This is a genomic window from Shewanella sp. CG12_big_fil_rev_8_21_14_0_65_47_15 (assembly GCF_002783505.1).
Lineage (GTDB): Bacteria > Pseudomonadota > Gammaproteobacteria > Enterobacterales > Shewanellaceae > Shewanella.
In genome coordinates, this window is the sequence record NZ_PFGL01000053.1 from 82,727 (window position 1) to 102,092 (window position 19,366).

The window sequence follows — 19,366 nt, forward strand, 5'->3', positions numbered from 1 at the left end:
ACTCTCAACTATCCATGGATAAACCGTCATTAGGACTAGCCCTCGCCAGCCGTGCTGAGTACACTAAACCCCATTCCCACTTAAGACTCGCCCAGCATATGTCACTGTTTGTTGAAGTTGCCTTACCTGTGCCTATGCGGCAAAACTTCAGTTACCGCGTTCCTGCGACCTACCAACAAGCTCCCCACATCGGTGTGCGTGTTAAGGTACCCTTTGGTCGCCAGCAACTTATCGGGCTAGTCACAGCAATAACAGATAGCTGCAACCTAGAACCCAAGCAAATTAAATCTGTTATCGAGTTTATTGACGATACGCCTTTACTGCCAGAATCCCTTTATAAATTAACCCTATGGGCAGCAAGATACTACTTTTGCAGCCAGGGACAAATGCTCACTCAGGCGCTGCCCGTCGCCCTACGTAAAGGAATAGATGCCGCGCCGCAAACCATCCACTACTGGCAACTCACCGAGGTCGGAAAAAATATCGCGCCAGAAACCATTAAACGCGCGCCCGCCCAAAAGAAACTGCTCGATTCACTCAAGTTGGCCAGTTTAACTCAGGAGGATCTCATCAGTTTAGAGATCAGTAAAACCGCCTTAAAAGCCCTAGAAGAGAAAGGCTGGATTGAACGTCACGAAAAGCTCGCCGAGCTTAATCTTAATTGGCGCACCGAGCTAGAACTGGATGAAACACCCCACAGACTCAATAAAGAGCAAGCGGTAGCCGTCACTATTCTCAATCAGCAGCAAGGATACCACTGCACCCTGCTAGAGGGCATTACCGGTTCGGGTAAAACCGAAGTCTACTTAGCGGTGCTCGAAGAAATACTCAAACAGGGTAAGCAGGCTCTGATCTTAGTGCCAGAGATCGGTCTGACGCCACAGACTATCAATCGTTTTAAGCGCCGCTTTAAGGTCAATGTCGCGGTGTTACACTCAGGTTTAACCGATAATCAACGCCTCGAAGCCTGGCGACAGGCTCGCTGCGGCCAAGCCGCCATCATCATTGGCACCCGCTCGGCCCTCTTCACCCCTATGGCGTTTCCTGGGGTGATCATTCTCGATGAAGAACACGACAGCAGCTTTAAACAGCAGGAAGGTATCGGCTACCACGCCCGCGACTTAGCCGTCATGCGCGGACACTTAGAAGCTATTCCCGTGATTTTAGGCTCGGCCACCCCCTCACTCGAAAGTCTACAAAATGCCTTAAGCGGTCGCTATCAGCACTTACAGCTTGGTGAACGGGCTGGCGCCGCCAAAAAAGTCCGGCAAGGGATCATAGATATTAAAAATTTACCCTTGAAGGCGGGCATGTCGGCACCACTGATCAATGAAATCCGCGCCCATTTAGATGCGGGTAATCAGGTATTGCTGTTTTTAAATCGCCGTGGTTTTGCCCCCGCCCTGCTTTGCCACGAGTGTGGTCATCTCCATGAATGTGACCGCTGTGATGCCTTTTTCACAGTGCATCAATCCCTTGGAGAAATTCGCTGCCACCACTGCGGCAACCAATATGCCATTCCCAAGCAATGCCATAAATGCGGCAGCACTATGCTGATGGGCCAAGGCATAGGCACTGAACAGTTAGCCCAGGCATTAGAGCAAGAGTTTCCCCAATATCCCGTAGTGCGCATCGATAGGGACACCACTCGGCTCAAAGGTTCCCTTGAAAAACATTTAACCGCCATTCATAAGGGGGAATATAAGATCCTCGTCGGCACTCAAATGCTTGCCAAAGGGCACCATTTCCCCGACGTCACCCTAGTGGGGTTACTGGATGTGGATGGGGCACTCTTTAGTGCCGACTTTAGGGCACCGGAACGCTTTGGCCAGCTCTATACCCAAGTCGCAGGGCGAGCCGGCCGCGCCAGTAAACCCGGCACTGTGTTACTGCAGACCCACCAAAGCGACAATCCTATTTTAAGGGACTTGCTGCATCGAGGTTACGGTGAGTTTGCCCGCAGCCAACTCAAAGAGCGACAACAGGCATTATTGCCACCGGCTTGGCATATGGTGTTAGTGCGCGCCGAGGCCCATTCAGCCTTAGATGCCGATAACTTTCTCAATGCCTTTGCCGCCCTATTGCCCCAGGATAAAGAGTTTGAGGTCATAGGCCCGCTGCCCGCACCACTCGATAAAAAAGCGGGAAAATTCCGCCGCCAGTTAATGTTTCAAGCCAAAAATCGCCACCGCTTGCAACAGGAGTTTGAACGCATTCATCCCCTTATCGAACAACTCCCCGAAGCCAAGCGTTGCCGCTGGAGCCTAGATCGGGATCCGCAGGATCTGTTGTAGCTAGGTTATTTGATAAATATTTCAGCGCCATTTGATAAAAAGTCCTTGGGAAGATAGCAATTAAGCACCACAAACGGCTAAAATATGCGGTTATTCCCTGTATTCACTCTTAAAGTTAGTAGCTAATTAATCCATGAAATCACATATCCAATCATTACTTGAACAAACACTCGAATCCTTTAAACAACAAGGCATTTTGCCGGCTGATTTTGAAGCGCGCATTCAAGTAGATCGAACCAAGGATAAGAGCCATGGCGACCTAGCAACCAACTTAGCCATGATGCTGACCAAGGCGGCGGGTAAAAATCCCCGCGAGTTAGCCCAGTTGATCATCGACAACCTGCCCGCCTCTGCTTATGTGGCAAAAGTCGAAATCGCTGGCCCTGGTTTTATCAACTTCTTCATCGATGACAGTGCCTTAGCTAACCAATTACAGGCCGCAATCCAGGACGAGCATTTAGGGATTAAATTACCAAAGCCACAAACCATTGTGGTGGATTACTCTTCACCCAACCTTGCCAAGGAGATGCACGTAGGCCACCTACGTTCGACCATCATTGGCGACAGCGTAGTGCGCACCCTAGAGTTTTTGGGCCACAGGGTTATCCGCCAAAATCATGTGGGCGACTGGGGTACTCAGTTTGGTATGCTGCTGGCCTATATGGAAGAACTGCGCGCCCAAAATGGCGAGCAGGCTCAGCTTGAACTCTCTGATTTAGAAACATTTTACCGCGCAGCCAAGCTGCGCTTCGACGAATCGGCAGAGTTTGCCACCCGCGCACGCCAACTTGTGGTCGAACTGCAATCGGGCGATGCCTATTGCAACAAACTGTGGCGCGAATTTAACGACATTTCCTTAAGCCACTGCCATGAAGTCTACGCCCGTTTAGGTGTGAGTCTGACTCGCGCCGATGTGCACGGTGAAAGTGCCTATAACGCCGATTTAGAACAGGTCGTAAAAGATTTAGATGCCCAAGGTTTATTGACCGAAAGCAACGGCGCCAAAGTGGTATTCCAAGAAGCCTTCCGCAATAAGGAAGGTGAAGCCCTGCCCGTGATCATTCAAAAGGCCGATGGGGGTTACTTATATGCCACGACCGACCTAGCAGCAATGCGTTACCGCTCGAGCGTGCTCAAGGCAGACCGCGTGCTGTACTTTGTGGATTTACGCCAAGCGCTGCACTTCCAGCAAGTCTTTAGCCTGGCTAAATTGGCTAAATTTGTTCGCGAGGATATGTCACTAGAGCACTTAGGCTTCGGCACTATGAATGGTGAAGATGGTCGCCCATTCAAGACCCGCACAGGCGGCGTAGTCAAGTTGGTGGATTTGTTAGAGGAAGCCAATACCCGCGCGCTGGATCTCGTTCGCAGCAAAAACCCCGATATGGATGAAGTCACCCTGGCAGAAATCGCCCGAGTGGTGGGTATTAGCGCGGTGAAATACGCCGATTTATCGAAAAACCGTACCAGCGATTACATCTTCAGCTTCGAGCAAATGCTCAGTTTTGAAGGCAATACCGCGCCTTACTTGCTCTACGCCTACACCCGTGTAGCTGGCATCTTTAAACGGGCAACCGACGTGGATTTAAGCCAAGCGACTATCGTGCTCGAGCATGAAAAAGAGAAGGACCTAGGTAACAAACTGGCGCAGTTTGGTGAAATCCTTAATCGCGTGGTAGATAAAGGCCAGCCACACGTATTATGTGGTTATCTCTATGAATTAGCGGGCGCATTCTCCAGCTTCTACGAGGCTTGCCCAGTGCTTGCCGCCGATAATGATGCACAACGCGATAGCCGCTTGTTGCTATCACAACTGACGGCTCGCACCCTGCAAAAGGGCCTAAATCTACTAGGTATCGAAACCCTAGAACGGATGTAAGCCATGAGTAATCGCGACTACGCCAACAGAAGACCGCAATCGGGCGCTAAACCGCGCCCTATTCGCGCAACGCGAGCACGGCCTACAACCAAAAAAGCGCCACCTCGCAGACAGCTGCCTATAGCGTTAATCCTGTTTGCCTTTATCGCCGTGGGCTGTTTTGGCTATTTTCTTTGGAGCATCAAGGACACGGCCAAACAGACCCCCCTGGAGGCGGCGACCGTAAAAACTGAGCCACGCGCTAAAGCACAGGAACCCGCGGCAACGCTAACGCCTAAGGTAAAGGAAACCGAACGACAAGCGACTAGTGTTCCAGTGAGTGTTCCCGTTGATGAACCCGCGATTGCTGTGGTACCTAAAAAAGATCCCAATGCTCTGCCGCCACAACCCAAGGAAGAGTGGACCTATTTGAACGAGCTTGAAAACAAGCACGTTGAGGTGGATATTCCCGATGTTGTGGCAAGCCGTACACCACAGCAATATCAATTGCAGTGTGCTTCGTTCCGTCAGGAATCCCAAGCTAATCAGATGAAGGCTGTCATTGCCTTTCAAGGTTTAGAGGCGCAGGTAAGGCAAATCGAAGGCACCACAGGCACTTGGTATAAAGTGGCCCTAGGACCTTACGAAACCAGACGTGAGGCGGAGCGTAAACGCCATGTGCTGCAAAATGCCGGGATCAATGGCTGCCAGATCTTGGCGATTGCCAAGTAATAGCTATGCGCTGAAGTAATCGCGATTCGCTTAAGCAAAAGGCCAAATACCTCGGTATTTGGCCTTTTAGCGAAAGCTAAACTCAGAGCTGTGGTAAGTGTTATTCCTTACTGCTTTTCTCTTTTAACCCTATGCTATTCATCCAATAATCGAAATCGACCATATTACCGGGTAACACCACTCGGCTGCTCTTATGGCTTAAGCCATCGAGTTGTTTCATATATTGCTCACCCAGCTGCATACGCAGTGCATTATGGCCACCTGGCGCGGCAATCACTGTCGCTAAACGCTCAATAGACTCAGCCGTTGCCCGCGATAGGGTTAAAATCTCCTCCGCCTTACCTTCGGCCTCGTTAATACGGCGCTGCATTTCACCCTCAGAGCGATTGACTGTTTCGGCCTTTATCCCTTCTGAGCGGTTAATCTTACTCTGCTTATCACCTTCACTCTTTGCCAGTAATGCACGGCGCTCACGTTCGGCGTTGACTTGCATTTCCATCGCATTTTTAACGGTTTCGGGTGGGGTGATATTTTTAATCTCATAACGGTGTACACGGATCCCCCACATAGCACCCGCTTGGTCGAGCACTTCGACCACTTTAGCGGAGATCACATCACGTTCCTCGAAGGTTCTGTCTAAATCTAAAGTACCAATCACAGAGCGAGTCGTAGTCTGCGCAAGTTGAATTGCCGCATAACGATAGTCGGTGATGCCGTAGCTCGCCTTAACAGGATCGGTGACAGAGATATAAATCACCCCATCGACTTCCACATTCACTTCGTCACTCGAGAAGCACTCTTGAGGTGGTACATCGATAGTTTCTTCTTTTAAGTCATGGATATAAGCAACTTTATCGACAAAGGGGATCAGCGTATGGAAACCCGCATCTAAGGTACTGTGATACTTACCCAAACGCTCGACGATATAGGCCGATTTAGTCGGCACTAAGCGAATCGATTGGAACAGTTTAATCACGAATATGGCAAAAATGAGTCCCCAAATAGCCATCACAGCTAAATCGGTATCGAGTGGGATATTCATTAACGCGCTCCTTTATTAACAGAATGTTGGCCACTCACGGTTTGAGTGACTTGTTCCATCCCTTCGAAGAAACCTTCTAACTTCGCCATTTCAGCGGGAACGACTGACACTTGCGCATCGCTGAGGATTTTGCCGACTTGGGCGATAAACTGCTCTTTTAGCAGCATATTCATCGCATCATTTCCCCCGTTAACCGCTAAGGCTTGGGAGATCATCGCCATCCCCTCCGACTTCGCCTTGGCAATGATGGCGATTTCCTGCCCCGTACCTTTGGCTTCGTTAATCCGCTTCTGTTTTTGTCCCTCTGAAATATTGATCGCCTCCTGGCGCTCGCCTTCGGACATATTGATCATGGCCGCCTTTTCCGCATTGGCTAAGGTGATTTCGGCACGCTTACGACGCTCGGCTTCCATCTGCTTCTCTAGGGTATGGATCACATGGCGCGATGGCGTAATATTGCGAATTTCATAACGTAAGACCTTGATCCCCCAAGGCTCAGAAGCCTTATCAATCTCACGTACTATGGATTCATTTAAGCGGTCACGCTCGGAGAAGGTTTCACTTAAGGTCAATTTACCGATTTCAGAACGCATAGTGGTTTGCGCAAGATTGACTGCAGCCTTACGGTAGTTCTCAATACCATAGCTGGCTAGCTTACCGTCCATCACCTTGAGGTAAACCAAACCATCCACCTCAAGCTGGGTATTATCCTTGGAAATACAACTCTGTGGCGGCACATCGAGCACTTGCTCGCGGGTATCGTGTTTATATGCGACGCGATCGAAGAAAGGGATTAAGAAATGGAATCCCGGTTGTAACACGGTACGGAATTTCCCTAAACGCTCGATAACGTGCACCTCACGCATAGGCACAATCAGCATCAACTTATAGAGAATAAAGAGGAAAAACAAAATAACTAAGGTAAACAGAAACATAGACTCATCCTTTAGTTTTGAGAAGTTGCCTGAATAACAGGCTCAACCACGAGGGCAATGTTTTCACGACAAATAACTCGGACTTCAGTGCCCACCGTAATAATACTGCCATCGCCGAGGGCGGGCCATTCGCTCCCTTGAAACTCGACTCGACCCGTAGTTTGTCCTGGGCCTATGGTTTGTTTAACACGAGCGATTTGATTGTAGATATCGAGTTCTTCATCGGTGTTATCCACATGGGAATCACCACCGACGAGTTTTTGAGTCACTTGTCTGAAGGCTAACAGCAAAACAATGGCCGAAATAAACCACAGAGTCATGCTCTGCACTACCCCGTCCACTAGCCCGATACCTAATGCGCCCGCAACGACTAAGCAAGCCGCGCCCAGCAACACAACTATACCACCTGGCACAACGAGTTCGGCAAGCATCAGGATCAGCCCAATGAGCGCCCACACTATAATTGGATTTGAAAACTCCATATTTCCCCCCTGAAATGAGAGCATCCTGTGCAGCACTATAGCAGCTGAATAACAGATATGCGACATAATATGTCGTAAATTTATCCGCCGATAAAAACGACATCAAGGGAAATAACTGAGGCTCACTAAGGGAGTAAATTGCGTTATGGTAAAAAGTGGGCTTTTCTGTTCTAAAATTAAGCACAATCAATTCAAAATGTTAGCTAAAAACATCAACAAAAAATAACGCAGAGATAAAATAATCAACAAAAATCAATAGATTAAACTCATTTAAATCGGCAATATGATTATGTGATTTTCACAACAACATTCGATAAAAACTTTGAATAATTGTAAATTTTTGCATATATTGCCCGCACTTTTTACCGAGCTCTCTGCCACAGCAGATTCAAGCCACTAAGCCTGAGTCGCTTTGCCGCACTGTTCACAGAGCAGGAACTGAGTACAACCTTATTTAGCTTCAACCCCTACAACAGGAAATAACAATGAAAAAAACATGCCTATGTCTAGCATTAATGCTTTCTCCTCAAGCGTTTGCTGGTGACTTAGTACAGTGGTGGGATTTCAGTGCAACCGCCCTTTATGGCGAAGACTACGACTTGGCTCCATCGGACAAACAAGCCACTGTCACACTCGAAACCGCTGGTGCATGGAAATACGGTGATTGGTTTGCCTTCCAAGATTTTATCACCTTCAAAGGCAACAACAACGGCGTTGAAAGCACCACCTATGGCGAAATATCGCCACGCTTTAGCGCCAGCAAAATCCTCGGAGAGAAAATCGCCTTTGGACCAGTGACAGATCTGTCGCTGGCATTAACCTACGAAGAAGGTGAAGGCCCAGTTCATAGCCTGTTGTACGGCCTAGGTATCGATTTAGCCGTGCCTTACTTCACTTACTTAAACTTCAACACTTACCGCCGCGATGCCATGAGTACCGGTAACCAGAGTGACGGCTGGCAGTTCACCCCAGTATTTCGTATCGACATTCCCGTTGGTTCCGCCAATATCGTATTGGACGGCTTTATCGACTGGGTATTTGCCAGCGACAATAACGGCTATGAAGAGAACTTCCACTTTAATCCACAGTTAAAATATGACCTAGGCAAGAGCCTGTTTGGTGAGCACAAAGCCAACAAACTGTTGGTCGGTATCGAATACGATCTGTGGACCAATAAATACGGTGTGAAAGGCGTCGATCAAGACACTTACTCAGTGATCGCCCAATACCATTTCTAATCGATACTACATCACCTTAAGTCGAAAATAGCAAAGGTGCCCTTAGGCACCTTTGCTATATTTTAACACTCGCTTTGCAGGGGAGTGCCGCCAAGCTTAATAAGATTAAGCGAGCAGTTTTTTCGCCGCAGCAACCACAATAGAAACCGCACTGACTTCGGTTTTTTTCATCGTCGCTTCATCGGGGATTTCTTGCTGGGTACGGTTCACAATCACACCGGCAACACAGGCAGCACGCCAACCTTGAGTCGCACACATAGTGAAGAGTGTCGCCGATTCCATTTCATAGTTCAGCACGCCCATTTCTTGCCATTCTTTCATTGAGCCCGCAAAACGGCGCGTCACACGGCCAGTGACAGTGTCATAGCGCTCTTGGCCTGGGTAGAAAGTATCGGAAGACGCTGTAACACCAATGTGTGGCTCTACGCCCACATCACGACACGCGGCAACCATAGCCGTGGTACATTCAAAGTTTGCCACCGCTGGGAACTCCATAGGTGCAAAGTGTAGGCTAGCGCCATCTAAACGCACTGAGGCTTGGGTCACAATCACATCGCCCACATTCACTTGAGGCTGAATCGCACCTGTAGTCCCTACGCGCAAAAAGGTATTCACGCCTAATTGTGCCAGTTCTTCTACTGCAATAGATGTTGATGGACCGCCAATACCCGTTGAGCAAACGACCACAGGCTTACCATCGGCATAGGCTAAATAGCTCGTATACTCGCGGTGGCTAGCAAGGAAAGTCGCATTATCCATTAACTCGGCAATACGTTTTACACGCTCAGGATCGCCCGGCACAATTGCCAAGGTTGCACCGTCGAGCATCGCTTTGGTCAAACCTAAATGAAATACATCAGCCATTATGAAAACCCCTTTCATTTTTGATAATTAAATTCTTATAAAATCGACTTTAACCTAGTATCGAAGCGGTGAAGGTTAACTTGATCACAGAATTATCGGCAAGAAGTAATTGTTTAGTCGTAATGTAATTACTAAAACTATTATCGTCTGATCACAAAGATAGCAAATCTTCCACGGTTCTGGATGGCAGTCTGAATTCTGCAGGAGAAAGTGTGAGCCAGATCGACTTGCACACCGTAGACTAAGCTTATGGTAATTTAATTAACTGATTTAAAAGCAATTAGATCTAATACTCTTTTACGACTAATCTGAAGGGAGACAAACATTGATCTCAATCACGTTTCCTCCTACTGCATAAGGTTAGGGTTAACGTGAAATCAGCAGTGTAGTAAGTAACGACAAGGAGAACGCCAATGTTTCCAGAGTACAGCGAGTTAATTTCCACCCTCAAATCCCAAGATGCTCATTTTCAACGCAAATTCAGCGAGCACAACCAGCTAGACGAGGAAATAAAACAACTGGAAAAACGAGTCGGTAGCGATTTCAACCCTGCGGTGAAAGAGCTCAAGAGTAAAAAGCTACATTTAAAAGAAGAGATCTACCAGATCCTTAAATCCCACGAACAAAACTAAAACTAAGGGCGCCTAAGCGCCCTTTTTACTATCAACCCAAACCCTTACAAATAGTAATCTTTGAGCGGTGGGAAACCGTTGAAGCAAACAGCCGAGTAGGTTGTCGTATATGCCCCCGCCGTTAACCAATACATTCTGTCACCGATGGCGAGGTCATTCGGCAAACCATAGCTATAGTGTTCGTACATGATATCGGCACTGTCGCAGGTCGGACCCGCAATCACGCATTTATCCAATTCACCTTTCTTCTCGGTATAGATCGGGAACTTGATCGCCTCATCCATAGTTTCAATCAGACCCGAGAATTTACCCACATCGGTAAAGACCCAACGCTCTAAGGCTGTGTAGGACTTCTTGCTGATCAGCACGACTTCAGACACTAAAATACCCGCGTTGGAAATCAATGAACGGCCCGGTTCCAGAATAATTTGCGGTAAATCGTCACCGAAATCTTCCTTCAAGAAATGGGTAATTTGCTCGGCATAAACACCCAATTGATTGGTTTTATCAATATAGTTCGCTGGGAAACCGCCTCCCATATTGATCATTTTCAAGGTGATATTGTGCTCATCACGCAGACGATCGAAGATGCTCTTCACTTTACCAATCGCCGAATCCCAAGCACCGATATCACGTTGCTGTGAACCCACGTGGAATGAAATGCCATAGGGTTCTAAGCCTAGTTCCTGGGCTAAGACTAACAGTTCATAGGCCATTTCATTCTGGCAGCCGAATTTGCGTGACAGTGGCCAATCGGCTGTGTCTGTGCCTTCGGTCAGAATACGCACATAGATACGTGAACCCGGTGCTTCTTCGGCAATCATACGCAGATCGGCTTCAGAGTCGGATGCATACATACGCACACCGCGCTCATAAAAGGCACGCACATCTTGGCGCTTCTTAATGGTATTACCGTAGCTCACACGGTCGGCAGTTACGCCCACCTTAGTGACCATATCTAATTCATAAATCGACGCAATATCAAAGTTTGACCCTTTATCTTTTAATAAGGTCAAGATCTCGGCCGCTGGGTTCGCCTTAACTGCATAATAAACGTGGGCATAAGGAAAACTATTAACCATGTCATCGTATTGTTTCGCAATGATACTGGTATCGATCACTACGAATGGGGTTGCTTTGTCTTTGGCAAACGCTTCAATACGCTTGAATGTGTCCATATCATAATAATCAGCAACATCAATAGATTGAAATTGGCTCATTGGGCCAGAGTCTCCTTTGGGTCAGGTCGTTAAAGAGTGAGAGTCAGTGTTAAAAACGTGCGCAGTAAACGATATTTTTTTACTTTACGCAACGAATTTTTATGCTGAATTACTAACTTTTTATTCCTTAAGGTTTTAAGGAAAGATCCTCTTTAAAAAAGCCTCTATAAAACAAATAATTATGCACACAAACCCTAAGGTAAACTTGTGTTGATAATCAGAATACAAAGTGAATTTTTTACGACACGTAAAAGCGTAAGACGGATAGACGAGCGCAAGCAAGCCCATCCATCCTAAATTGGTAATGATTGACCCACTATCGAGGTAATATTAGCGCCTACTGCGCCCCTTGGAGTTTCTTAAGGGCCTGGCCTAAAGCCTCACTTGAATCAAAATAGGCGATATCCAAAATATTGCGTTTATCGAGCAGTATCATGGTTGCCATATCTTTAGCATCGGGTAATAACTGGCTCACTTCACCTTCCCTATCCAGACCGATGGCAAAGGGCAGCTCCTGCATTTGTGGTATGGCCACAAACTTAGCAATTAGGGATGGCATACCGCTAATATCGGCAACATAAACCAGATGTGGTGGAAACTGCGACTCACTTAAAGGCTGCAAAGTGTCTTTAATAATATCACCGCCTTTCATACTACGACTAAAGAGTACAACCTGAGTTTCATCAGTTACATTTATCGCTTTATCATGCTGATCGAGTAATGAAATGGGATTAATTGCATCACCAGCCACATAGCTAGCAGCAAACGCCAGAATGGGGGTAAACAAAAAAGACAAACATAACAACCGTGTTTTCATCAACACTCAACTCCATTATTGGATAAGTGGACAGCATACCTGAGTCATGCGTTAGGCTCATCAAATCAACCGCGATTACATGATACGCTTCACAGGTAGATGGCAAACCAGTATTGGGTGGGATTTCTGCGTTATACTAGCACAGTTAAATTTATTACAAGGATATCATCATGATAACACCAGGACTCGATCAGGAATTACAGCAACTGCAGGGCGTTTATCAACTCATCACTGAATTTTTAGTGACCTATAGCTTCCAGTTAGTCGGTGCTTTACTGATCTTTTTATTAGGGTTATGGCTCGCCAGTAAAATATCCCGTTTAGTCGCTAAACAGTTCGAAAAACACCATATCGACATTACCCTCAGCAATTTTCTCAGCAATTTTATCCGCATTCTGATCATCGTTATGGTTGGGATCATCGCCCTAGGTAAAATCGGCATCAGTGTTACCCCTATGGTGGCGGCAATAGGTGCAGCGTCCCTCGGCGCAGGCCTCGCCTTACAAGGAATGCTGTCTAATTATGCCGCTGGCATTACGATTATTGTGACTCGGCCTTTTGTGGTGGGTAACACCATCGAAATCAAAGGCGAAAGCGGCGTCGTTAAACGCATTCACTTAGGCATGACCATACTGACCAATGAGGAAGGCGAGCAAATTAGCATCCCCAATAAACATATCGTCGGTGAAATTCTGCATAACTCCTTCAGTAATAAGCTGGTCGAGGCCCAATTTAACCTCAGTTACAACACCGATCCTGAGCGGGCTATTAGTGTAATTACTGAGTTATTAACTAATAATCCCTATGTCTATCAAGAGACTGTCCCCAATATTGGTATCAATGGTTTTAATGCGATCGGCATTGAAATGGGCGTGCGCTATTGGGTGCCCACCCAAAGCTATTTTCAGCATAAATATAAAGTGAACTTAGCCCTCTATCACGCCCTTAAGCAGGCCGGAATCGAGATGGCTTGTCCAGTAAGAGAAATCCATTTACAAGAAAAGTAGCCTTAGCCGCAGGGGTTCACTGGCCCAGCCAGTCGCCCCAAGTCGAGCGGTAAGCTTGCAATTTAAGCGGGAACCTCGTTTACTGTGCACCCCATTTATCAATAGTGATGGAATACTATGTTGTTGATACTTATAATTATAGCCTTTATTGTACTGTTTATTTTCTTCGCTAAATACCAAAAAAAGAAAACTCAAGCCGAGGCGCTTGCCGCGGGCGAACCCAATGCACTACTCAACCATGGGCTCACGCTAATCAATCAAGATGAAGTCAACACGGGCTTAGATTTTATTCATCAAGCCGTCGATAAAGGCTTAGCCATTGCGGCCATTGCGTTGGCCGAGCTTTATTCGGGTCGATTCCCACAGGTGCCCGCCGATGCCAAGGCGTCCAATGATTGGTATAAAAAAGCGGCCGAATTAGACCCGCAATATTTAGCCATGCTTACCCTACCTAGTTTGCTCTCCCCTGAGGCACAAACACCCGCTGAGTTAATCGCGCAGGTAGAACAACTCAAACCCAATGCAGCAGCAGGACAAGCCGAGTTCCAATTTGAGATCGCACGCTTGTATCTAAGACAACCCTTCCTCGATCCCGATGCCAGCCAAGCAATTTACTGGTTCGAACAAGCCGCAGCACAAGAATACCAAGAAGCCTATTACCACTTAGGTGCGCTCTACTGGCACGATGAGCGAGTCATCTCCGACTATAATAAAGCTCGGGAATACTTTGAGAAATCAGCTGCCTATGGTGATGAATTAGCGAAAGAACACTTAGGGCATATGCTGGCCACAGGGCAAGGTGGAGCAAAAGATCTTATTCGCGCCGAAGCCCTACTCAGCGAATCCGCCGCAGAGCACGATTTCCGTCAATATTATCTCGGCAAGCGTTTCCTCTACGGCGAAGACTTTGCTGTCGACTATGGCAAGGCTCGCCATTGGTTAGAGAAGGCCTGCACCGCAGGCAACGTCTTTGCTAAGTTAGCGCGGGCCGAGCTGAGACTGCTCGACCCACAAAATGATTCTGACTATCAGCGGGCGAAAACGGATTTTGAAGCACTGGCTCCCCTATGGCATGAAGAAGCCCTATTCGGCCTAGGTAAGATCCACGAAGCAGGCTTAGGCGTCTCGCGCCAACCGATTAAAGCCTTAATGTACTACCAACTAGCGGCCATGAGCCATAACGCGGACTATCAAGCTGCCTTCGATAGACTCAGTAAACACTTGGGCACCTTGGAAATCCGTGAGGCGCAGAGCCTGTGTAATAACTATGTGCATCAACATCCTATCCCAAATGAGCAGCAAAGCTATTACTACTTTAATCAGGCGACACTCTTTCACACAGGGGAACATCCAAGCCGCGAAGCGCTGCAAACCGCCGAAACCTGGTACCGCAAATCCGCCGACTTGGGCAACCAAGATGCCATGCAAGTCCTAGTTGAAATCAACCGCCATGAGTCGATCGATAAACCGGTACAAGCCTTTATTTGGTCGAGCATACTGCTGCGCCACTTTGGTAAATACGGCATGAATAGCAACCAACTCTTATATCAACAACAAGCCCAATCTCGTTTAACGGAATCCGAGCTTTTGTATGCCCAGACCGAAATCGAGCGCATTGAAACCCAGTTAGCGCCTTACTTACAGAGCAATGAATAAGGGATAAGCAATTAAATGCTAGGATTTGGCCGCCTGGCCAAACCCGATGATTAAGAACCACGGCTTAAGCCGTGGCTTGGGTTAAATGCCGCAGCAATGTCGCCAGCGTAGGCGCTACGGTTTGATGGGATGGATAACACAAGCCAATACGGCGGAACATGCGTGGCCCATCGAATTTAATTTGTTTAAGCCGTGGCTCATCTTCGATTAATCCATCGGGGAGAAAACTCACCCCAAATCCCGCCAGCACCAGCGACATCACTAAAGACTTAGATTCCGCCTTCGCCACCAAATTCAGTGACAAATTGCTGCATGCGAGTAAGCCTATGGTTTGCTGATGCGCCTCGCAGGGTGGGCACTCAATAAAATCGTACTGACTTAACTCTTCGGGGCGAATACGGTTGAGCTGCGCGAGCCTATGCTCACTTGGCACACAAAGCACATAATCCTCCTCCCACAGGGGAAAAAAGATTTCATCCTCATGGCGTAAACTGTCTAAGGTTAACCGACAATCCGCAGGGCTTTGATAATCCACCAGCTCTAAATCTAAATGGTTAATAGCTTGATTGATTTGAGTTAATAACCCAGCAAGACGACGCTGACTCAGATCGGGCATCACGGCTAAGCGCAACTTTTGCCGACTCGCCTTTGCCATAAAAAGAGCGGGTAATTTACTGGCCTCCTCCACTAACTTAACCGCCAGCGGATACAGATAGTGGGCGCTATCCAAGGCTTTTACGCCCTTTTTGCTGCGCTCGAATAAAGCGCCGCCAAGCTCCTCCTCTAACTGTTTGAGCCCAGTCGAGAGCGAGGGTTGGCTAACATAACAGCGCGTTGCCGCCGCAGTAATATTGTTTTCTTCATAAATCGCGATAAAAAACCGCAATAAGCGTAGATCTACCATCTGCCTTCACCTTGTCTTCCCAGCATGCTGTCATAGGTAAAGCCTATCATATTCAGTGGAAATAAGTATTTTTCAGTCTAAAAACCGCCACTTATACTGACAATTAAGTTAAACATTCATCAATCAAGCTTATTTACCGTTTCTAAAGATAGGAATAACAAATGACAAATACCACTCAGCCCCTGGTTGTGATCACTGGCGCCTCATCGGGCATAGGTGCCGCCATCGCTAAACAATTTAGCGCCGCAGGGCATCCGCTATTACTGCTGGCACGCCGCGTTGAGGCAATGCAAGCCTTTGCTTTACCCAATAGCCTGTCCATAGGTGTCGATGTGACAGACGCAGACGCCATCAAGACTGCCATTAACCAAGCGGAAGCGCAGTTTGGCCCTGTGGGTTGCCTTATCAACAACGCGGGCGTCATGCTGCTCGGGCAAATCGATAGCCAAGATCCCAACGAATGGAGCCGCATGCTCAATATCAATGTGATGGGAGTGCTCAATGGTATTCATGCGGTATTAGCCGGAATGAAGGCGCGCAAAACGGGCACTATTATCAACATCGGCTCGGTGGCGGGACGTAAGACCTTCCCAAACCATGCGGCTTATTGCGCGACTAAATTTGCCGTGCATGCCTTAACCGAAAACATCCGCGAAGAAGTCGCAATGGACGATGTACGCCTTATCACCATAGCACCGGGAGCGGTCGAGACAGAACTCTTAAGCCACACCACAGATGATGCTATTAAAGCTGGCTATCAAGATTGGAAAGTACAAATGGGCGGCGTGATTGCCCCCGAAAACGTTGCCGCAGCAACATTATTTGCTTGGCAACAACCGCAAAATGTCTGTGTGCGTGAGATAGTGTTAGCGCCGACACGCCAGCAACCTTAAACGACTTGCTTGACGCGATCTCTCCAGAATCATTGGTGAAACGCAGTGTGCTAGTCGCCGCTGCGTTAAAAAATTTAGAAATCAGTCGAGCGTTATCGACGCCTAGCAGCAGTACAGAATCGTGCCATATTCACACTCCCACACAGTGAAAACCAGACGAAATCATTTCGAATGGCTACTTTAGATATTGCAAATTTTACAAAGTGTTAACTCGATCACTGTCGTTTTTTAGCCATTTTCTAGGTAAAACCCACTTTGCTACACAACAAGCTAATTTAGCTTTAAAAACAAACCTTTGTTTTTAAAAATGTAAATGCCCACCAAAATCAATCCACCGCCAGTCAATTAGATTTTTATCAATGAAATTTTTATCAATTAGATTTTTTTAATGGAAGTGATGCACCTCAAATAAACATCCCATCAGCTTTGATAAATTTATTCACAAGGTGGAAGCAATAGCCACATTCCACCAACAAAGTCATGTGAATGACAACAAAGAAAGGATGAGATGATGAAAACTTCAACTAAGATCGCCATTGCCGTCGCGCTAATCAGTAGCTTAGGCCTCCAAGCCTATGCCGCCGAAGGGGGTAATCCTAAAAAAGGGAAACACCTCTATAAAAAAGAATGTAAAGCCTGCCACAGCCAAGGTGGTGAAGGCGGCGAGCTAACCCCAATGACTAAAACCATGAGCCAGTGGGACCGCTTCTTCGACAAAGATAAACACAAACTCAAACCTGAGGTATTCAACGGCCTCACCGAGCAAGATCTCAAAGATATACAGCAATTCCTGTATGACCATGCCGCCGACTCGGAGCAACCGCAAACCTGCGGTTAATCGCTACCGAGCCGAAAGCAAAGGGATAACCGCAGGCCTGCAACGGCAAGTTAACCCATTGATATAAAAATCAAAGCCCAATAAGAGCAAAATGGGGAGCACACCTCAGGGTCTCCTGTTGGGTAAATTTGGCACCAGACCTTGAGTCTGTGCCAACGGAACACTCAGGGAGAAACCCTATGCGTACACCTACACTCATTTCGATATTGGTTGCTAATGCGTTGTTTATGTCCGGCCAAGCCTTTGCCGCCGCCAATGAAACGCAAGCGGACACTCAAAAAATGGCCGAGCTGAAACAACAGCTTGCCGATATCACAGAAGAGCTCGATGAACTCAATAGCCGCGTCGATAAAACCGAACGCCACACCTCGTTAGACCGCCTTGAAATCACTGGCGACTTTAGAACCAAGGCTCACTCACTGCATTACCGCGATGTCGTTTGGAACCCCGCCATTAAGGTGAACTTTAATGACTTTGGCGCCAAGGCCATGTCCGGCGCCTTTGGTATGCCAAACGATCCTAACTCGCCTCTCGGACAGATGATGCAAGCCAACCCCGAACTGGCCGCCGCCTTTCAAAATGGCATGTTACAGGGCGTGATGCCCTATGTGCTCGCGCCCAAAAGTGTACAGGACATAGATAACGACATCTTTTACACCACTCGCCTGCGGTTAAATCTTAAGGCCAAGGTATGGGATAACGTCAGCTTTGCGGGCCGCCTCAGCATGTACAAAAACTGGGGCGACTCAACCGGCGTACAAGTATTTGATTCTTGGCGATCATTCACTATGGATGGCACCAGCAGCGGCAATACTAGCGGCGACTGGCTGCGGGTTGAACGTGCCTATTTCGACTGGAAAAACATCAATGGCTCTGAGTTTTACCTCTCCATTGGTCGTCGCCCATCCACCTATGGCCCACCAACCCACTACCGTGAAAATGAACTCCGTGGTGGCACGCCCTCAGGCCATTTAGTCAACTTTAACTTCGATGGGGCCACCTTAGGTTACAACCTTGGGGAAATCACCGGAGTTGAAGGACAAGTAGTGCGTTTCTGTTATGGCCAAGGCTTTGAATCCCAATGGGGCAACGGTGAAATGTTTGGCGATATAGTCACCAAAGATACTCACCTCGGCGGCTTTAATATCGATGCTATCAACGATGGTACTAACTTCCTGCAATTTACCCTGTTTGGCGCCAAGGACATCAACGACGGCTTTAAGGGCACTATGGCCTTCCCGACCCAACTGGCGGGTATTTTCGCGCCAACCATGTACCAGGATATGCAAAAGTTTGACAACTTTAACTTTGTCACCCGAGTGCAACCTAGCGGCGTCATTGGCGACATGTACCTCGGCGGCATTGGTTTTGCGCGTGAAGAAGCTAACGATATCAAATGGTTTGCCTCACTGGGCTGGACACGCGCCGAACCTAATGGCAATGCGGGTATGTTCGGCGGCATGTTATCCGACGCCGTCTTCGAGGCCGAGTTAAATAGCACTGGCACTGAAATCATCATGGTACCTAAGACCAGCGATGATACAGACACCAAAGACGGCTATGGCATCTATGTGGGTATCCAAATCCCCGCGCCCTACGGCAAGTTTGGTTTGGAATATAACTATGGCTCTAAATATTGGACGCCTTTTACCCAAGCCCAAGATGACCCTATCGGCAGCAAATTAGCCACCCGTGGCCACGTCGGCGAAGCTTATTACATCTTTGATATCAATCCAAAAATGTTTATCAAGCTTGCGGGGCTCTACTACGACTATGAATACACTGGCAGCGGCACACCTGTAGGCGCACCCCAAAAAATTGATGATGTGCTAGCGGGCACGGCTTACTCAATGCTGCCCGTGGTCGATAAGGCCTTCGATGTTAACGCCTCACTGACTATTAACTTCTAATCCGTCATTGATCACCACTATCGGCCCTCGGCCTCGCCGAGGGC

General features: G+C 47.7%; 17 protein-coding genes. 10 read left to right on the forward strand and 7 right to left on the reverse strand.

The window, feature by feature from the left end; translation table 11 throughout:
• Positions 1–98: 98 nt before the first annotated feature.
• The 3 genes from priA to COW15_RS15025 all read left to right on the forward strand — a co-directional run bounded on the left by priA (position 99) and on the right by COW15_RS15025 (position 4,884).
• The gene (gene priA, locus COW15_RS15015; protein WP_293633338.1) at positions 99–2,294 is read left to right on the forward strand and encodes a primosomal protein N'; all 2,196 of its coding nucleotides are present in this window, start codon (positions 99–101) and stop codon (positions 2,292–2,294) included.
• A gap of 133 nt (positions 2,295–2,427) precedes the next feature.
• On the forward strand, positions 2,428–4,173 hold the full coding sequence (gene argS, locus COW15_RS15020; RefSeq protein WP_293633312.1) for an arginine--tRNA ligase: 1,746 nt from the start codon (positions 2,428–2,430) through the stop codon (positions 4,171–4,173).
• A gap of 3 nt (positions 4,174–4,176) precedes the next feature.
• A complete protein-coding gene (locus tag COW15_RS15025; RefSeq protein WP_293633313.1) occupies positions 4,177–4,884 on the forward strand; it encodes an SPOR domain-containing protein in 708 nt (235 codons plus the stop codon).
• A gap of 100 nt (positions 4,885–4,984) precedes the next feature.
• Here the strand turns inward: COW15_RS15025 and COW15_RS15030 are convergent, their stop codons facing one another.
• The 3 genes from COW15_RS15030 to COW15_RS15040 are packed head-to-tail and all read right to left on the reverse strand — an operon-like array spanning position 4,985 to position 7,343.
• Positions 4,985–5,926 (reverse strand): stomatin-like protein, encoded by a 942-nt coding sequence (locus tag COW15_RS15030; protein WP_293633314.1) that lies wholly within the window; start codon positions 5,924–5,926, stop codon positions 4,985–4,987.
• A complete protein-coding gene (locus COW15_RS15035) occupies positions 5,926–6,861 on the reverse strand; it encodes a slipin family protein (RefSeq protein ID WP_293633315.1) in 936 nt (311 codons plus the stop codon). The genes COW15_RS15030 and COW15_RS15035 overlap by 1 nt, the downstream gene beginning before the upstream one ends.
• Positions 6,862–6,872: 11 nt before the next feature.
• Entirely contained in the window at positions 6,873–7,343 is a 471-nt protein-coding gene (locus COW15_RS15040; RefSeq protein ID WP_293633316.1) for an NfeD family protein, read from the reverse strand.
• A gap of 485 nt (positions 7,344–7,828) precedes the next feature.
• Here COW15_RS15040 and COW15_RS15045 point away from each other — a divergent pair, with 485 nt between their 5' ends.
• A complete protein-coding gene (locus tag COW15_RS15045; protein WP_293633317.1) occupies positions 7,829–8,581 on the forward strand; it encodes an outer membrane protein OmpK in 753 nt (250 codons plus the stop codon).
• Positions 8,582–8,686: 105 nt separating this feature from the next.
• Here COW15_RS15045 and udp read toward each other — a convergent pair whose 3' ends face one another.
• A complete protein-coding gene (gene udp / locus COW15_RS15050) occupies positions 8,687–9,445 on the reverse strand; it encodes a uridine phosphorylase (RefSeq protein ID WP_293633318.1) in 759 nt (252 codons plus the stop codon).
• Between the two features lie 413 nt (positions 9,446–9,858).
• On the opposite strand from udp, the gene COW15_RS15055 reads away from it, so the two are divergent.
• Positions 9,859–10,077: a DUF465 domain-containing protein gene (locus tag COW15_RS15055; RefSeq protein ID WP_293633319.1), complete on the forward strand. Its 219-nt coding sequence runs from the start codon at positions 9,859–9,861 to the stop codon at positions 10,075–10,077.
• Between the two features lie 44 nt (positions 10,078–10,121).
• On the opposite strand, the gene COW15_RS15060 is transcribed toward COW15_RS15055, so the two are convergent.
• On the reverse strand, positions 10,122–11,297 hold the full coding sequence (locus COW15_RS15060; RefSeq protein WP_293633320.1) for a type III PLP-dependent enzyme: 1,176 nt from the start codon (positions 11,295–11,297) through the stop codon (positions 10,122–10,124).
• 337 nt (positions 11,298–11,634) lie between these two features.
• Positions 11,635–12,114: a hypothetical protein gene (locus COW15_RS15065; protein ID WP_293633321.1), complete on the reverse strand. Its 480-nt coding sequence runs from the start codon at positions 12,112–12,114 to the stop codon at positions 11,635–11,637.
• A gap of 170 nt (positions 12,115–12,284) precedes the next feature.
• Here COW15_RS15065 and COW15_RS15070 point away from each other — a divergent pair, with 170 nt between their 5' ends.
• Positions 12,285–13,121: a mechanosensitive ion channel family protein gene (locus COW15_RS15070; RefSeq protein WP_293633322.1), complete on the forward strand. Its 837-nt coding sequence runs from the start codon at positions 12,285–12,287 to the stop codon at positions 13,119–13,121.
• A gap of 117 nt (positions 13,122–13,238) precedes the next feature.
• Complete coding sequence (locus COW15_RS15075; protein ID WP_293633323.1) at positions 13,239–14,777, forward strand: tetratricopeptide repeat protein; 1,539 nt, start codon at positions 13,239–13,241, stop codon at positions 14,775–14,777.
• A 64-nt stretch (positions 14,778–14,841) separates the two neighbouring features.
• Here COW15_RS15075 and COW15_RS15080 read toward each other — a convergent pair whose 3' ends face one another.
• Complete coding sequence (locus COW15_RS15080) at positions 14,842–15,681, reverse strand: LysR family transcriptional regulator (RefSeq protein ID WP_293633324.1); 840 nt, start codon at positions 15,679–15,681, stop codon at positions 14,842–14,844.
• A gap of 161 nt (positions 15,682–15,842) precedes the next feature.
• Between COW15_RS15080 and COW15_RS15085 the strand changes: the two genes are divergently transcribed.
• The 3 genes from COW15_RS15085 (at position 15,843) to COW15_RS15095 (ending at position 19,322) form a co-directional block, all read left to right on the forward strand.
• Complete coding sequence (locus tag COW15_RS15085) at positions 15,843–16,574, forward strand: SDR family oxidoreductase (protein ID WP_293633325.1); 732 nt, start codon at positions 15,843–15,845, stop codon at positions 16,572–16,574.
• 508 nt (positions 16,575–17,082) lie between these two features.
• Positions 17,083–17,412 (forward strand): c-type cytochrome, encoded by a 330-nt coding sequence (locus COW15_RS15090; RefSeq protein ID WP_293633326.1) that lies wholly within the window; start codon positions 17,083–17,085, stop codon positions 17,410–17,412.
• A 179-nt stretch (positions 17,413–17,591) separates the two neighbouring features.
• The gene (locus COW15_RS15095; protein ID WP_293633327.1) at positions 17,592–19,322 is read left to right on the forward strand and encodes a DUF3373 domain-containing protein; all 1,731 of its coding nucleotides are present in this window, start codon (positions 17,592–17,594) and stop codon (positions 19,320–19,322) included.
• Positions 19,323–19,366: the final 44 nt, after the last annotated feature.

Coding starts and splice junctions, on each gene's coding strand:
- COW15_RS15055 (WP_293633319.1), top strand. CDS start 9,859: ATGTTTCCAGAGTACAGCGAGTTAATTTCCACCCTCAAATCCCAAGAT.
- COW15_RS15060 (WP_293633320.1), bottom strand. CDS start 11,297: ATGAGCCAATTTCAATCTATTGATGTTGCTGATTATTATGATATGGAC.
- COW15_RS15030 (WP_293633314.1), bottom strand. CDS start 5,926: ATGAATATCCCACTCGATACCGATTTAGCTGTGATGGCTATTTGGGGA.
- COW15_RS15065 (WP_293633321.1), bottom strand. CDS start 12,114: ATGAAAACACGGTTGTTATGTTTGTCTTTTTTGTTTACCCCCATTCTG.
- COW15_RS15090 (WP_293633326.1), top strand. CDS start 17,083: ATGATGAAAACTTCAACTAAGATCGCCATTGCCGTCGCGCTAATCAGT.
- priA (WP_293633338.1), top strand. CDS start 99: ATGTCACTGTTTGTTGAAGTTGCCTTACCTGTGCCTATGCGGCAAAAC.
- COW15_RS15095 (WP_293633327.1), top strand. CDS start 17,592: ATGCGTACACCTACACTCATTTCGATATTGGTTGCTAATGCGTTGTTT.
- COW15_RS15025 (WP_293633313.1), top strand. CDS start 4,177: ATGAGTAATCGCGACTACGCCAACAGAAGACCGCAATCGGGCGCTAAA.
- argS (WP_293633312.1), top strand. CDS start 2,428: ATGAAATCACATATCCAATCATTACTTGAACAAACACTCGAATCCTTT.
- COW15_RS15070 (WP_293633322.1), top strand. CDS start 12,285: ATGATAACACCAGGACTCGATCAGGAATTACAGCAACTGCAGGGCGTT.
- COW15_RS15085 (WP_293633325.1), top strand. CDS start 15,843: ATGACAAATACCACTCAGCCCCTGGTTGTGATCACTGGCGCCTCATCG.
- udp (WP_293633318.1), bottom strand. CDS start 9,445: ATGGCTGATGTATTTCATTTAGGTTTGACCAAAGCGATGCTCGACGGT.
- COW15_RS15035 (WP_293633315.1), bottom strand. CDS start 6,861: ATGTTTCTGTTTACCTTAGTTATTTTGTTTTTCCTCTTTATTCTCTAT.
- COW15_RS15040 (WP_293633316.1), bottom strand. CDS start 7,343: ATGGAGTTTTCAAATCCAATTATAGTGTGGGCGCTCATTGGGCTGATC.
- COW15_RS15075 (WP_293633323.1), top strand. CDS start 13,239: ATGTTGTTGATACTTATAATTATAGCCTTTATTGTACTGTTTATTTTC.
- COW15_RS15080 (WP_293633324.1), bottom strand. CDS start 15,681: ATGGTAGATCTACGCTTATTGCGGTTTTTTATCGCGATTTATGAAGAA.
- COW15_RS15045 (WP_293633317.1), top strand. CDS start 7,829: ATGAAAAAAACATGCCTATGTCTAGCATTAATGCTTTCTCCTCAAGCG.